Genomic DNA, 15,612 nt, shown 5'->3' with positions numbered 1-15,612 from the left:
TCAGCAAGCAATCAATATTACTGAGGTAATCGCAAGCTCTTTAAAAACTCTCTCAACTATGACAGGGGAAGAATTAATTCAGCATCGTTATGAAAAATATAAAAGAATAGGTCAAGTATCGTTTGCAAACGATCTACTTGGGGTAAAATAGAAAAACGTGTGGCCGACTGGTCCACGTTTTCTTTTGCGGATGTGAAAGAAAAGACAATTCATTCTATTTTATTTACAGATTATACTTTTTGGCAAAGTAGGACAATAATTTTGCAAAATTACATAATTCATTAAACACAGCAGATAATTTATTGTATAATGAAAAAGGCTCATAAAAAGGTTATTCGACAAAAGTTGACTCTTTGTTGTATTGACATTATAATCATGTTATTTTGGAAGTAATTTAGTATTGCTACTTATCTATAGTGGGGTGAAAGTTTTGAAAAAAATTGGCGTCTTAACCAGTGGTGGAGATTCCCCTGGTATGAATGCTGCTGTTAGAGCAGTTGTACGTAAAGCGATCTATCATGATGTAGAGGTTTATGGAATCTACCATGGATATACAGGTTTAATTGAAGGAAGAATAGAAAAATTAGAACTTGGCTCTGTAGGAGATATTATTCACCGCGGAGGAACGAAATTATATTCTGCTAGATGTCCTGAATTTAAAACAATAGAAGGCCAGAAAAAAGGAATTGAACAGTTAAAGAAACATGGGATTGAAGGCCTAGTTGTTATTGGCGGAGACGGTTCTTACATGGGAGCGAAAAAACTAACTGAACATGGTTTTCCATGTGTAGGTGTTCCTGGAACGATTGATAATGACATTCCTGGTACAGATTTTACTATTGGATTTGATACAGCACTTAATACAGTTATAGATGCAATTGATAAAATTCGTGATACAGCTACATCACACGAACGTACATATGTTATTGAAGTAATGGGAAGACATGCTGGTGATATTGCCCTTTGGTCTGGTTTGGCTGGAGGAGCTGAAACAATCTTAATACCGGAAGCTGACTATGACATGGGCAATGTTGTTGCCCGCTTAAAACGTGGTCATGAGAGAGGGAAGAAACATAGTATTATTGTAGTTGCAGAAGGTGTAGGTAGTGGAGTTGAATTTGCTAAGCAAATTGAAGAAGCTACTTCATTTGAGACTCGTGTTTCTGTACTAGGTCATGTTCAGCGTGGAGGTTCCCCAACTGCATTTGATCGTGTATTAGCAAGCAGACTAGGTGCGTATGCTGTTGAATTATTGTTAGAAGGAAAAGGTGGACGTTGTGTTGGTATTCAAAAAAATGAACTTGTTCACCATGATATTCTTGAAATACTAGATCAACCACATACGATTGATGATAATATGTACCGATTATCTAAAGAATTATCTATATAAATACTAGTTGGTATCGTTACCATATTATTTTACAAAGCTAAAAATAAAACAATAAAACCATACTAAAAATGGGTAAAGGAAGAAACGAATCTAAATAGGATAAGTGAAACCTTTACCCTTCTAAATGGTAGGAGGAAACGAAATGCGCAAAACGAAAATTGTATGTACAATTGGTCCTGCAAGTGAATCAATTGATAAATTATCAGAATTAATGCAGGCTGGAATGAATGTAGCCCGCTTGAATTTTTCACACGGTGATTTTGATGAGCATGGTGCAAGAATTAAAAATATTAGAGAGGCTTCTGCCAATCTAAACAAAACTGTAGCTATTCTTCTAGATACGAAAGGCCCTGAAATCCGCACAAACACAATGGAAAATGGTGCTATTGAGCTTGAGGCAGGAAAAGAAATTATTGTGTCAATGACAGAAGTAGTTGGTACAACAGAAAAGTTCTCTGTTACATATGAAGGACTTATTGATGATGTACATATTGGATCAACAATTTTACTAGATGATGGTCTCATTGAGTTGGAAGTAATCGGCCTTGACCAAACAAAAGGTGAGATCAAAACATTAATTAAAAATACTGGTACATTAAAAAATAAAAAAGGTGTTAACGTACCAGGTGTTAGTGTGAAGCTTCCAGGTATTACAGAAAAAGATGCTAAAGATATTGTTTTTGGTATTGAACAGGATGTTGACTTTATAGCTGCTTCATTCGTTCGTCGTGCTTCAGACGTACTTGAAATTCGCGAGCTGCTTGAAGAGCATAATGCAGGCCATATTCAAATTATCCCTAAAATTGAGAATCAAGAAGGTGTAGATAACATCGATGAGATTCTTGAAGTGTCAGACGGTTTAATGGTTGCTCGTGGAGATTTAGGTGTTGAGATTCCTGCAGAGGAAGTTCCATTAGTTCAAAAAGAATTAATTCGTAAATGTAATGCTCTAGGAAAGCCTGTTATCACAGCTACTCAAATGCTTGATAGTATGCAACGTAATCCAAGACCGACTAGAGCGGAAGCAAGTGACGTAGCCAATGCTATTTTTGACGGTACGGATGCGATTATGCTTTCTGGTGAGACTGCGGCCGGTACTTATCCAGTGGAAGCGGTTAAAACAATGCACAATATTGCTTCAAGAGCAGAGGAAGCTTTAGATTATAAGCAAATTTTATCGAAACGCAGTGCACAGGTTGGCACAACAATCACAGATGCTATTGGCCAATCTACAGCTTATACAGCTTTAAATTTAGGTGTATCAGCAATTGTTACTCCTACTGAAAGTGGACACACTGCAAGAATGATTTCAAAATATCGTCCTAAAGCGCCGATCATTGCTGTAACAGTTTCTGATTCATATTCTCGCAAGTTAGCATTAGTATGGGGTGTTTACCCAAGAAGTGGAAATCATTCCACAACAACGGATGAAATGTTAGATCGTTCTGTATTAGAGGCAATTAATAGCGGACTTGTGACACATGGTGATCTTATTGTGATTACAGCGGGTGTACCTGTTGGTGAAGCAGGCACAACAAACCTTATGAAAGTTCACGTTATTGGAGATGTTATTGCAAAAGGACAAGGCATCGGTCGTAAATCAGCTTTTGGTAAGGTTGTAGTGGCAAGCACTGCAAAGGATGCACAGGAAAAAATGACACAAGGTGCTATTCTTGTTGCACAAGGAACTGACCGTGATATGATGGATGCTCTTGAGAAAGCATCTGCTCTTGTAACAGAAGAAGGTGGCTTAACAAGTCATGCTGCTGTTGTGGGGTTAAGTCTTGGAATTCCTGTTATTGTAGGTGTAGAAAACGCAACAACATTGTTAAAAGATGGTCAAGATATTACAGTAGACGCTGTTCGAGGAGTTATTTACCAAGGACATGCAAGTGTACTATAATTATCATTAAGAGAAGGGGTATTCCCTTCTTTTTTTTGCATTTTTAGAATAGAATAGAGAGGTATAGAGGCTTATCGTTTTATTAGTAGAGTTTAAGAGGTGAATACATGCGATTATTAATGTTTCTTATTATTGTTATACCTGCTCTAGAAATCGGAATTTTAATACTATCAGGCAATGCAATTGGTCCAATTCCAACTGTATTACTTATTATTTTAACGGGTGTTGTAGGAGCTTGGCTTGCTAAGAAACAAGGATTGGAAACGTTAAGAAAAGCTCAGCAAGACATGCAATTTGGACAAATTCCTGGAATGGCCATTATTGACGGGCTTTGTATCTTGATTGGTGGAGTTTTGTTATTAACTCCTGGCTTTATAACAGATACAGTTGGGTTTTTATTGTTATTTCCATTTAGCAGAAATAAGTTTAAACCGATTTTATTAGCAACTATTCGAAAAATGATTGATAAAAATCGGATAACGATCATTAGGTAGAAGTTGACCAAAGAAATTGCGGGGCTGATCTTAGTATCAGCCCCGTTTGTTTTACTATTATCTATTATTCCCTATGATGAATTTCCATAGGTCCTCATATAGACCCGCGCTTTTAAATGTTTTTAATATGACTAATGCAACTGGCCCAGCAATCAGCCCTAAAAAGCCAATTAGTTTATAACCTATAAAAAGTGAAACGAGGGTAGCGAGTGGATCTAGTCCGATATTGGAGGAAAGTACTTTTGGTTCCATTATTTGACGCTGTATTAAGACGATAAGGTATAATACTCCTAGTCCGATAGCAAGCGGTATTCCTCCACTGAACGATAAGTAAATAATCCATGGAATGAACACTAAGCCCGTACCTAAATATGGGAGAATATCAACTAAACCAATTAATAAAGCGATTGTGATCGCGTAATCAACCCGTAAAATCAAAAGTCCTATTAAAACAATGGCGGTGGTAATGGAAATTAAGGTTGCTTGTGCACGAATAAAACCTATCAATGCTTTCTTTAGCTCATCAGTAATTGTCCTGCCACTTGATTTTGCTCTCTGTGGTAGTAAACCTGAAACAGCAGATTTAAATTTATACCAATCTTTACTAATGAAAAAAGTTGCAAGTAAAGAGAAGATGATGACAGTTGCGGCATTTGGGAGCCAACTAATGATGACTGGAATATTTTCTAAAAAGCCTTTGATGAAATTTCCAACACTGGATGCAACTGATTCACCGATATTTTGAATGTTTGAGATAATGGATTGTTGCTGATTTGATTCAAGACTGTTAAAAAGGTATGTTAATTGGTTATATAGTGGCATGATTTTTGTAACAAAGAATGTTTCGATGTAAACAGCTAATAACTCTAAATGTCCAGGGAGAACTCTTGCTAAATAGGTGGTTCCTGTTACAATTTCTGCTACTAAAAGAATGAGAATACCTGCTATTAAACAAATCAGTAAAATAATTGAGATAATCACTGAAAATCCTCTCGGAATCCTGAGAATCCGTTCCAACCCATTTACAAGAGGATTAATAATCATAGCAATTAAGATTGCAATTAAAAATGGATAAGTCAAAGTAGATAGATAATAACATATTGATATTCCTAAAAATGTAACAGCGATAATAAGTAAAAGTCTTAACATGCTATATAAATAATTCATATTCACTTAATGAATTCCTCCCCATTTTTCAATTCCTATGGGCTTTTCCAATCTTTAAATAAGGCTATATAGCATGTTTATTACATATTAAGCTTGTTTATACTATTTGAATTAATCTTTTGAGTTTCGATGTTTTGTCATGGTTTAACCATATTATTACTATTTGGAGGTTTTACTCAGTGTTTAGTCAACCAGTACTCTTTTTATTAATCTTATTAGGAGTTGGATTTTTAGCGAAAAATCAATCATTGTTAATAGCTGTTGGATGCTTGCTAGTCATTAAATTGGTTGGATTAGAATCAAAGTTATTGCCAACTATTGGGGCAAAGGGAATTAACTGGGGAGTTACGGTTATTACAATTGCTGTCTTAGTGCCAATAGCAACAGGAGAAATTGGATTTAAGCAACTAATTGACGCTTTAAAATCTTCTTATGCTTGGATTGCTTTAGGAGCGGGGATAGCTGTCGCGTTAATTGCCAAAAACGGGCTAACGTTGCTAGCTGAAGATCCTCATATTACAACAGCTCTGGTATTTGGCACAATTCTAGCAGTTTCGTTATTCAATGGTGTGGCTGTAGGTCCTTTAATAGGGGCAGGAATAGCTTATCTAGCCATGCAAATTGTAAAACTATTTAGTTCTTAAACATACATTTACTTTAAAAAGCCAATTAATTTAGATGAATTATACACTAATATAACAAATATATGTTATGGTTATATTAGTAAGGCAGTTTTAACGAAAAAATCCCTAAAATAAAATTTTTCTAACAAATTTTTAAGTAATAAAGTGGTTTTCATTCACAAAAGTCTGATAATTGTTTATAATAGGGATATGTTCTAAAATAATGCCTACATGATAAGGCAACCTTATCTCATTTTGATATGAGATAGGTATACGATCTATCATTTAAAAGATTACCTGATAGTGTATATCACGTTCGATTTTAACGGAGTGATGCTTTATCAAAATAATGAAAAATGTAAGCATTTTCTTTTTCTTTGCTTGCATGTGAGCAAGCGCTCAATCATCTAAAAGTTTAAAATAATACTATAAATTCATGATTCGTGATCTACGAAACATAGAGAAATATCTACTTTGACAAAAGCTTCTTTCCTTACATATGGAACAGTTTATGACTGAGTCAAGTAGGATTTCTACTACTTATATTCTTTAAACTTTTAAGATGAAACAAATGGGGAAAAAAGGTAAAGGAGAGGGATTTATATGACAGCAACAAAAGGTCTTGAAGGTATCGTTGCAACTACTTCATCTGTAAGCTCGATTATTGATGATACATTAACATATGCGGGCTATAACATTGATGATTTAGCAGAAAACGCAAGCTTTGAGGAAGTGGTTTATTTATTATGGCACAGAAAACTTCCGAATGCAGAACAATTAAATGAAATTAAAAAACAACTTGCGGAAAATGCAAAAATTCCACAGCAAGTTATTGAACACTTCAAATCATACCCTATCAATAAAGTTCACCCAATGGCTGCTCTACGTACTGCTGTATCTTTACTTGGCTTGTTTGATGAAGAAGCAGATGTGATGGATACAGAGGCTAACTACAGAAAAGCAATCCGTCTACAAGCACAACTTCCGATTGTTGTTACTTCTTTTGCTCGTATTCGTAAAGGTTTAGAGCCAGTTGAGCCTAGAACAGATTTATCAATGGCTGCAAATTTCTTATATACATTATCAGGAAATGAGCCAGATGAAATTGCTGTTGAAGCTTTTAATAAAGCGCTTGTTTTACACGCGGACCATGAATTAAATGCATCTACTTTTACAGCACGTGTATGTGTTGCAACATTATCTGATGTATATTCTGGTGTTACAGCTGCTATTGGTGCTCTAAAAGGTCCTTTACACGGAGGAGCTAATGAAGCAGTAATGAAGATGCTTTCAGAAATTGGTGAAGTAGCAAATGCTGAAAGCTATATTAATGAGAAGTTAGCAAATAAAGAAAAAATAATGGGCTTTGGACATCGTGTGTACCGTCAAGGTGACCCAAGAGCCAAGCACTTAAAGAAAATGTCTGAAAAGCTAACAAAAATTACAGGTGAACCAAAATGGTATGAGATGTCAACAAAAGTTGAAGAATTAGTTACTTCTCAAAAACCACTTCCACCAAATGTTGATTTCTATTCAGCATCTGTTTACCATAGCTTAGGCATTGATCATGATTTATTCACACCAATCTTTGCTGTAAGTCGTGTATCAGGCTGGTTAGCTCATATTCTAGAGCAATATGAAAATAACCGATTAATTCGTCCACGTGCAGAGTATGTTGGACCAGAAAAACAAGCTTATATTCCTTTAGAACAAAGAGGATAATTTTATAGTGATATAGAATAGTGAAGAGACAATTCCACATTGTCCTCCCTCTATGGGAGGATTACTGTGTGGAATCGTTTTCTACGCTTTCAATATTCAGGCTTTTTATAAAACGCCTGAATAATATAAATTTAATTAATTTTATAAAAACAAAAGGAACAACACTTTAAGAGAAGTAAATCTATTGGTAAAATAGATTTGAAAAATCAATTACATAACCCGGGAGGTAATTTTCTTGACACAAGGTGAAAAAATTACAACAACTAATGGAGTATTAAACGTACCAAATAACCCAGTAATCCCATTCATTGAAGGAGATGGAATTGGTCCTGATATCTGGGCGTCTGCATCACGTGTTCTAGAAGCAGCTGTAGAAAAAGCATACAACGGAGAAAAACAAATCGTATGGAAAGAAGTATTAGCTGGTGAAAAGGCTTTTAACCAAACAGGTGAATGGTTACCAGCAGAAACACTTGATGTGATTCGTGAATATCTAATTGCAATCAAAGGACCTCTAACAACACCAATCGGTGGAGGAATTCGTTCTCTAAACGTTGCGCTACGTCAAGAATTAGATTTATTCACTTGCTTACGTCCAGTGCGTTATTTCCAAGGTGTACCTTCTCCTGTTAAACGTCCAGAAGATACAGATATGGTTATCTTCCGTGAAAATACAGAAGATATTTATGCTGGTATTGAATATGCCAATGGATCAGAAGAAGTTAAAAAGCTTATCAGCTTTTTACAAAATGAAATGGGTGTTAATAAAATCCGCTTCCCAGAAACATCTGGTATCGGAATTAAGCCTGTATCACAAGAAGGTACTAGCCGCCTAGTGAGAGCTGCTATTAACTATGCAATTGAACACGGCCGTAAATCAGTAACACTTGTTCACAAAGGTAACATTATGAAATTTACTGAAGGTGCTTTCAAAAACTGGGGTTATGAACTAGCTGAGAAAGAATTCGGTGATAAAGTATTTACATGGGCTGAATACGACCGCATCGTTGAAAACGAAGGTAAAGATGCTGCAAACAAAGCTCAAGCTGATGCTGAAGCAGCAGGAAAAATCATTGTAAAAGATTCTATTGCAGATATCTTCTTACAACAAATTCTAACTCGTCCACGTGAGTTCGATGTTGTTGCGACAATGAACTTAAATGGTGACTATATCTCTGATGCACTTGCTGCACAAGTTGGTGGTATCGGTATTGCTCCAGGAGCAAACATTAACTATGAAACAGGACATGCAATTTTCGAAGCAACTCACGGTACTGCTCCTAAATATGCAGGTCTTGATAAGGTTAATCCATCTTCTGTTCTTCTTTCTGGTGTTCTTATGCTTGAGCACTTAGGATGGACTGAAGCAGCTGAATTAGTAATGAAATCAGTAGAGAAAACAATTGCTTCTAAAGTTGTAACTTATGACTTTGCTCGTTTAATGGAAGGTGCAACTGAAGTTAAATGCTCTGAGTTCGGTGATGAGTTAATCAAAAACATGGGTTAATTTGTAACCTAAAAAGCTCTGTTAAAAAACACAGTAATTAGGGTATCTAGGTACTCTGCAAGAATTGACCATGAAAAGTCGAATATAAATCTAAGAGGGGCTTTGCGCATAAATGTACTTCATTTATGCGCTTTGCCCTCTTTCCTAATTTATACAGAATTTAAGGAGATGTTTACATATGGCTATTAAGCGTAAAAAAGTTTCCGTAATTGGTGGGGGCTTCACTGGAGCCACTACAGCGTTTTTATTAGGGCAAAAAGAACTTGCAGATGTAGTATTAGTTGATATTCCTCAAATGGAAAACCCAACAAAAGGGAAAGCTCTTGATATGCTTGAAGCTAGTCCGGTACAAGGTTTCGACGCAAACATTACCGGAACATCTAATTATGAAGACACAGAAAACTCTGATATTGTCGTTATTACAGCAGGTATTGCTCGGAAGCCAGGTATGAGTCGTGACGATCTTGTTGCAACAAATGCAGGCATTATGAAGGCTGTAACAAAAGAAATTGTTAAGTATTCTCCTGAATGCACGATCATTGTGTTAACCAATCCCGTAGATGCAATGACTTATACAGTTTTTAAAGAGTCAGGTTTTCCTAAGCATCGAGTAATTGGACAATCAGGAGTGTTAGATACAGCTCGTTTCCGTACGTTTGTTGCACAAGAGCTTAACCTTTCTGTGAAGGATGTAACAGGGTTTGTTTTAGGTGGACATGGTGATGATATGGTACCATTAGTACGCTATTCTTATGCGGGTGGTATTCCTCTCGAAACATTAATGTCTAAAGATAAATTAGATGCAATTGTAGAAAGAACACGTAAGGGTGGCGGTGAAATCGTTAATCTGTTAGGGAATGGCAGTGCATACTATGCACCTGCAGCTTCACTGGTGGAAATGGTAGAGGCCATTTTAAAAGATCAACGACGAGTTCTTCCATCTATAGTTTATCTTGAAGGAGAATATGGCTTTGATGGAATTTACCTAGGTGTTCCAACTGTACTAGGTGGAAATGGTCTTGAACAAATTATTGAACTTGAGCTCACCGAAGAAGAAAAAGCAGCACTTGAAAAATCTGCTGATTCTGTTAGAAACGTTATGAAAGTATTATCTTAAGAAAGTGTTTAAAATAAAAAGAAAGTTGAGGATTTCCTCAATTTTCTTTTTTACTAAGAAATAACCTAAATAGTAAAGTTACAGTGTTGTAAATCAGTTTCACTAATTTGGAAAAAGGGGTGCTAAAATGCTTCTTGGCAAAAAGAGAAAGATTGGTAGACATATCGAAGAAATATCGGTTGGAGAAAAATTAACTCTAACAGAAAAAATGGAAGATAAGGATTTACTTCTTTATTTAGGACTAACCAATGATGCCAACCCACTTTATATTCAGCATGATTATGCCTCACAAACTCCATACGAAAAGCCAATTGTACCAACAATCATGCTAACTGGAATCATTACAGCAGCTGTATCGAAATATTTACCAGGTCCAGGAAGCCACATTGTAAACCAAGAAATTTCATTCCTTCAACCGTTATACCATTATGATGTTGTCCAATTTTTGTTTGTAGTTGGAGAAGTCCATACCTCCGAAAACAAAATTGTAGTAGAAATTCATGCTGTGAATAGTGAAGAACAAACAGTTTTAGAAGGAAAAATCACAGTATGCCCTCCTCACAAAATGACTCCAATGGAAGGAAAAGCATTAGAAAACTTCTAACTAAAATGTGCTGATAACTAACTGACTCTACTTAGAGCCAGTTTTTTTGTGAAGAAATATCCTGTTGTGAAGATAAGGTGATTTAAAAACAAAAACATTATTACAAACAATAGTTGCCCTTTTTCCCAACTATTCGCTAGAATAGAACTAACAAACATAGATAAATAACGAATAAAATAGATTGGTTCAATTGAAGGGAAATTTAATCTCTGGAGGCCTATATGAGTAAGAGAGTATTAGTAGTAGATGATGAACAATCAATATCAACCTTGTTAAAGTATAATTTGGAACAAGCAGGCTATACAGTTTCAACAGCTATGGATGGTGAAGAAGGTCTGAATACTTGTTTGAAAGAAGAGCCTGATTTACTTGTGCTTGATTTAATGCTTCCGAAAATGGATGGAATTGAAGTGTGTAAACAGCTTCGACAAAGGAAAATCATGGTGCCAATTCTTATGCTGACCGCAAAAGACGATGAATTCGATAAAGTATTAGGCTTAGAATTAGGTGCAGACGATTATATGACAAAGCCTTTTAGCCCTAGAGAGGTTGTAGCAAGAATAAAGGCTATATTGAGACGCAGTCAGTCACAGCCTGAACCTGAGGTGCAAGAAATTGAGGATGAAAATCAAGTACTGATTGGCGATTTACGAGTGTTACCTGATCACTACGAGGCTTATTATGGAAAAGAACGTTTGGATTTAACTCCTAAAGAATTTGAATTACTAGTGTATTTAGCAAAGCATAAGGGAAGAGTGCTTACAAGAGATCAGTTACTCAGTGCTGTTTGGAATTATGATTTTGCGGGCGATACTAGAATTGTGGATGTTCATATTAGTCACTTACGTGAAAAAATAGAAAGAAATACAAAAAAACCATTATATATTAAAACAATAAGAGGGTTGGGGTATAAGCTTGAGGAGCCAAAGCTGAATGAATAGATTTCGTTCACGCTTTTTGTTTGCCCTTATTACATTAATCATTGCGGTACTGGTTGGCTTAGGGTTACTGCTAGGGCAAATTTTTAATAGCTACTATCTGAACACGTTTAAAGAAGAGTTACAAAGAGAAGCAAATTCAATATTAACGATCATATCACGTGATGATTTATCGAACTCTCAAATCTCAGAATTACTGTCTGATTTAGGGAAAGATTATAAATCACATATTACTATCATAGATGAAGATGACACCATTTTGTTTGATGCAGGTGATTTAACACAAGATCTCGATATGAATTCATTGAAGAATAACGTACTTCCAATCATGAGGGGACAATCTAAGGGCTATTATTATAGTGACCAAGTTAACGGGGTAGCTTATTATGGATTGCCAATAAAGGAAAAAGCTGCTTATGAAGGGATTGTGCTCGTTAGCGCGTCTGTGAGTTCTTTAACTAAGGTAAATCAACAAATGTGGGGTATTCTAGTAGCTAGTCTCGGTATCGCATTTATCATTATATTATTAATTGGAGTAAGAATTACAGCCCAATTTACCAGGCCGATTGAGTCTGCAATTAAAGTATCTATGGAACTTGCAAAGGGAAATTATAAAGCACGTACATATGAAGATCATTTAGACGAAACAGGAATACTAAGTCAGTCAATTAATATACTCGCTCGAAACCTTCAAGATATGACAAGGGCACAGGAAATGCAACAAGATCGTTTGCAAACGTTAATTGAAAATATGGGAAGCGGGCTAATTTTGATTGATGGAAGAGGTTATATTAACTTAGTCAACAGAGCATATAAAGAATTATTTGAGGTTGACTCTGCTAAGTTTCTTTATCAGTTATATTATGACGCTTTCACCCATAAAGAAATTATTGAAATTGTTGAAGAGATTTTTATGACTGAGGTAAAAGTCAGAAAGCAGCTTCATCTTCCCTTGAAGATTGAACGTAAGCATTTTGAAGTGTATGGGGCACCTATTATTGGAACAAATGATGAATGGAAAGGAATTGTCCTTGTATTTCATGACATTACTGAACTTAAAAAACTCGAACAGATGCGTAAGGATTTTGTTGCGAATGTATCACATGAATTAAAAACACCTATCACATCTATTAAAGGATTTAGTGAAACATTACTGGACGGGGCACTTAGTGATAAGCAGACAGCCGAATACTTCCTATCTATTATTCTAAAGGAAAGCGATCGTTTACAATCTTTAATTCAAGATTTGCTTGATTTATCGAAAATTGAACAGCAAGGATTTGAATTATCAATCCAAACATGTGATTTACGGGAGATCTTGGATGATATTACTGTAATGTTAGAAAGTAAATCAAGAGAAAAAGAGGTAGAGCTTTCTGTTTCTTTACCTGAAGGTCTAACTTATATTGAAGGCGACATTTATCGATTAAAGCAAATTTTTATTAATTTAATTAGTAATGCTCTAACATATACTCCACAAGGTGGCTCTGTGCATGTAAAAGTGGATAAATATCCTGATTATGCAATCGTTACTGTTTCAGACACTGGGATCGGTATTAAAACGGAGGAAATTCCACGTATTTTTGAGCGTTTTTATCGTGTTGACAGGGCGAGAAGTAGAAACTCTGGGGGAACAGGCTTAGGATTGGCTATTGTAAAACATTTGGTGGAAGCTCATAAAGGTCAAATTAGTGTGGAAAGTGAAGTTGGAAAAGGTACTACGTTTACAGTTAAGCTGAATAGAAAATTTGATGAAACCTCATAACGGAGTGGCCATAAAACCTTTTGATCTATTAAATTCGACATTATTTACAATTAATTTACACTAGGTTTATTATTACTTAATAAAATGTTGGTAATATACTAAGTGAAAACCCCTTCATCCAAGGAGCCAATCTTTTGGACGTGAGTTTACCAAATAAACTCACGTCCCTTTTTTTGTTGTCATAATAAATCCTCATAAAATTCAACTCTTCATAAATTTATTTTCTAATTAATACTAATAGTGGGAAGCTATTAAAAGGGAAATGTGAAACCTTTTTAATGGTGATTCGTATATAACTTAACAAGAAAAATAAAGCAGTACATACTAAATGTACCGAATAAGAAAGGCAGGGGTTGGATGTTAAGTATAAAACGAGTACTCACGATCTTCGGATTTGCGTTGTTAATTGTGGTCTTAGGAGTTGTTGCTTTTACTTCATGGTATACCGTAGATGAGTCAGAACAAGCCGTGATGATTACTCTTGGAGAGGTAGAAGAAGGAATTAGTGAACCAGGTTTACATTTTAAGATGCCTTGGCCAATCCAATCAGTTGAAGTTCTATCTAAAGAAACCTTCAGTTTACAGTTTGGTTATGAGGAATCTGAGGATGGTGAAGTAAAAGATTTCCCAAAAGAAACAAAAATGATTACGGGTGATGAAAATATCGTTTTAGCAGATATGGTTGTTCAGTGGAAAATTACCGAACCAGGTAAATATTTATTTAATGCGGAAAATCCACAGGAGATGTTAGAAGATGCTACATCAGCAAGCTTGAGAAGTATTATTGGAAGCTCAACAATTGATGATGCTTTAACGTCTGGAAAGGTAGAAATTGAGAAACAAGTCCAGGAATTATTATCGAATCTTGTAGATGGCTATGATATTGGCATTACCATTTTAGCCGTAAAGCTTCAGGATGTAGATCTACCAAATGAAGAGGTTAGAAAAGCTTTTACAGCTGTTACTGATGCCCGTGAAACGATGAATACACGTAAGAATGAAGCAAATAAATACCGGAATAAACGAACAGAAGAAGCACAAGGGGAAAAGGATGCGATTATGTCTTCAGCAGCTGGTGATAAAGCCGCCCGAATGGAAGAGGCGCGTGGAGATGTTGCACAATTCAATGCAATTTATAACGAATATGTTAATAACAAAGAAATTACACAGAAGCGTTTAGTATTAGAAACAATAGATCAAGTTCTCCCAAATGCTGAGATTTATATTATGGAAGATAACGGAAACACAATGAAGTATTTGCCGATTAAAGATCCGGCTTCAAAGCCTGTCGTACCAGCTGAACAGGAAGGAAGTGATACGAATGGACAATGATAATATTGTCAACATGGAGGAGAAGAAACCTGCTTTTTCATTCAAGGGATATTTACGTGGAGGGATTATTCTTCTAATTTTAATTGTCTTACTTGTATTAGTCTTCACTAACCTTTTTATCGTTAAAGAAAATGAATATAAGGTTGTCCGTCAATTCGGTGAAGTTGTGAAGATTATTGAAGAACCAGGATTAAGCTTTAAAATACCGTTTATTCAATCAGTTACAACTCTTCCTAAATATCAAATGACTTATGATGTAGAAGAGGCTGAAATTAATACAAAGGATAAGAAGAGGTTAATCATTGATAACTATACAGTTTGGCGAATAAGTGACCCTAAAAAGATGATCTCCAATGCAAGGTCGATTGTTAATGCTGAAACGAAGATGGCTGAATATGTTTTTTCAACAGTTCGTTCTGAACTAGGTCAATTAAACTATGATGAGATTATTAATGATGAAAAATCTTCAAGAGGAAGTTTAAATGATAAAGTAACGGAGATAGTTAATAATTTATTAGAAAATGGTAACTATGGGATTGTTGTGACAGATGTGAGAATGAAAAGAACAGATTTACCTGCTGAAAATGAGCAGTCAGTATTCACACGAATGATTTCTGAACGGGAATCAACTGCACAGGGGTATCTGTCAAAAGGTGATGCTGAAAAGAATCGTATCATCGCAGATACTGATCGAGAAGTAAAAGAGATGCTAGCAAAGGCACAGGCTGATGCTGATGTTATTCGAAGTGAGGGTGAAAGGGAAGCAGCGAAAATTTATAATACTGCTTATTCTAAAGATCCAGGCTTCTATGAGATGTATCGAACATTACAATCATATAAACAAACAATTGATGAAGAAACCGTCATTATTATTCCGTTCAATTCTCCTTATGCTTCTTTGTTAAAGGGAGTCCAGTAAAACAATAACAAATTATATAGAACCCCTGATTTTCCTTTCTATTTCAAGACATGATAAAATAGAAGGAAATAAGGGGTCTTTTTTGGTTTATTGCTAATTTAGGTACATGTACTAGTAAAAGAGTGCTCCCG

Annotated in this window: 13 protein-coding genes; 12 read left to right on the top strand and 1 reads right to left on the bottom strand. The window is 35.5% G+C overall.

The window, feature by feature from the left end; all coding sequences use genetic code 11:
• Positions 1–430: 430 nt before the first annotated feature.
• The 3 genes from pfkA to ACEWK1_RS15550 all read left to right on the top strand — a co-directional run bounded on the left by pfkA (position 431) and on the right by ACEWK1_RS15550 (position 3,787).
• Positions 431–1,390: a 6-phosphofructokinase gene (gene pfkA, locus ACEWK1_RS15560; RefSeq protein WP_212136899.1), complete on the top strand. Its 960-nt coding sequence runs from the start codon at positions 431–433 to the stop codon at positions 1,388–1,390.
• Between the two features lie 142 nt (positions 1,391–1,532).
• Positions 1,533–3,293, top strand: a complete 1,761-nt coding sequence (gene pyk, locus ACEWK1_RS15555; RefSeq protein ID WP_098795030.1) for a pyruvate kinase — start codon at positions 1,533–1,535, stop codon at positions 3,291–3,293.
• Between the two features lie 107 nt (positions 3,294–3,400).
• Positions 3,401–3,787, top strand: a complete 387-nt coding sequence (locus tag ACEWK1_RS15550; protein ID WP_098795031.1) for an FxsA family protein — start codon at positions 3,401–3,403, stop codon at positions 3,785–3,787.
• Between the two features lie 57 nt (positions 3,788–3,844).
• Here ACEWK1_RS15550 and ytvI read toward each other — a convergent pair whose 3' ends face one another.
• Positions 3,845–4,960 (bottom strand): sporulation integral membrane protein YtvI, encoded by a 1,116-nt coding sequence (ytvI, locus tag ACEWK1_RS15545; RefSeq protein ID WP_098795032.1) that lies wholly within the window; start codon positions 4,958–4,960, stop codon positions 3,845–3,847.
• Positions 4,961–5,133: 173 nt separating this feature from the next.
• Between ytvI and ACEWK1_RS15540 the strand changes: the two genes are divergently transcribed.
• The 9 genes from ACEWK1_RS15540 (at position 5,134) to hflC (ending at position 15,481) form a co-directional block, all read left to right on the top strand.
• The gene (locus ACEWK1_RS15540; protein WP_098795033.1) at positions 5,134–5,598 is read left to right on the top strand and encodes a DUF441 domain-containing protein; all 465 of its coding nucleotides are present in this window, start codon (positions 5,134–5,136) and stop codon (positions 5,596–5,598) included.
• Between the two features lie 582 nt (positions 5,599–6,180).
• Positions 6,181–7,299 (top strand): citrate synthase, encoded by a 1,119-nt coding sequence (citZ, locus tag ACEWK1_RS15535; protein WP_098795034.1) that lies wholly within the window; start codon positions 6,181–6,183, stop codon positions 7,297–7,299.
• Between the two features lie 235 nt (positions 7,300–7,534).
• Positions 7,535–8,806, top strand: a complete 1,272-nt coding sequence (icd, locus tag ACEWK1_RS15530) for an NADP-dependent isocitrate dehydrogenase (RefSeq protein WP_098795035.1) — start codon at positions 7,535–7,537, stop codon at positions 8,804–8,806.
• Positions 8,807–8,984: 178 nt separating this feature from the next.
• On the top strand, positions 8,985–9,923 hold the full coding sequence (gene mdh / locus ACEWK1_RS15525) for a malate dehydrogenase (RefSeq protein ID WP_212136897.1): 939 nt from the start codon (positions 8,985–8,987) through the stop codon (positions 9,921–9,923).
• A gap of 127 nt (positions 9,924–10,050) precedes the next feature.
• On the top strand, positions 10,051–10,527 hold the full coding sequence (locus ACEWK1_RS15520; RefSeq protein WP_212136895.1) for a MaoC/PaaZ C-terminal domain-containing protein: 477 nt from the start codon (positions 10,051–10,053) through the stop codon (positions 10,525–10,527).
• Between the two features lie 221 nt (positions 10,528–10,748).
• Positions 10,749–11,468: a response regulator transcription factor gene (locus tag ACEWK1_RS15515; RefSeq protein WP_212136893.1), complete on the top strand. Its 720-nt coding sequence runs from the start codon at positions 10,749–10,751 to the stop codon at positions 11,466–11,468.
• Positions 11,461–13,230 (top strand): two-component system histidine kinase PnpS, encoded by a 1,770-nt coding sequence (gene pnpS, locus ACEWK1_RS15510; protein WP_121663034.1) that lies wholly within the window; start codon positions 11,461–11,463, stop codon positions 13,228–13,230. Before ACEWK1_RS15515 ends, pnpS begins: the two co-directional genes overlap by 8 nt.
• A 357-nt stretch (positions 13,231–13,587) precedes the next feature.
• Complete coding sequence (gene hflK, locus ACEWK1_RS15505; protein WP_098795040.1) at positions 13,588–14,562, top strand: FtsH protease activity modulator HflK; 975 nt, start codon at positions 13,588–13,590, stop codon at positions 14,560–14,562.
• Positions 14,552–15,481, top strand: a complete 930-nt coding sequence (hflC, locus tag ACEWK1_RS15500) for a protease modulator HflC (protein ID WP_098795041.1) — start codon at positions 14,552–14,554, stop codon at positions 15,479–15,481. Before hflK ends, hflC begins: the two co-directional genes overlap by 11 nt.
• The last annotated feature ends 131 nt before the right edge of the window (positions 15,482–15,612 follow it).

It is taken from the genome of Metabacillus sp. YM-086, assembly GCF_048059995.1.
GTDB lineage: Bacteria > Bacillota > Bacilli > Bacillales > Bacillaceae > Metabacillus > Metabacillus litoralis_B.
Note: the sequence above shows the minus strand (reverse complement) of the source record. Positions and strands in the feature narration are given on the sequence as shown.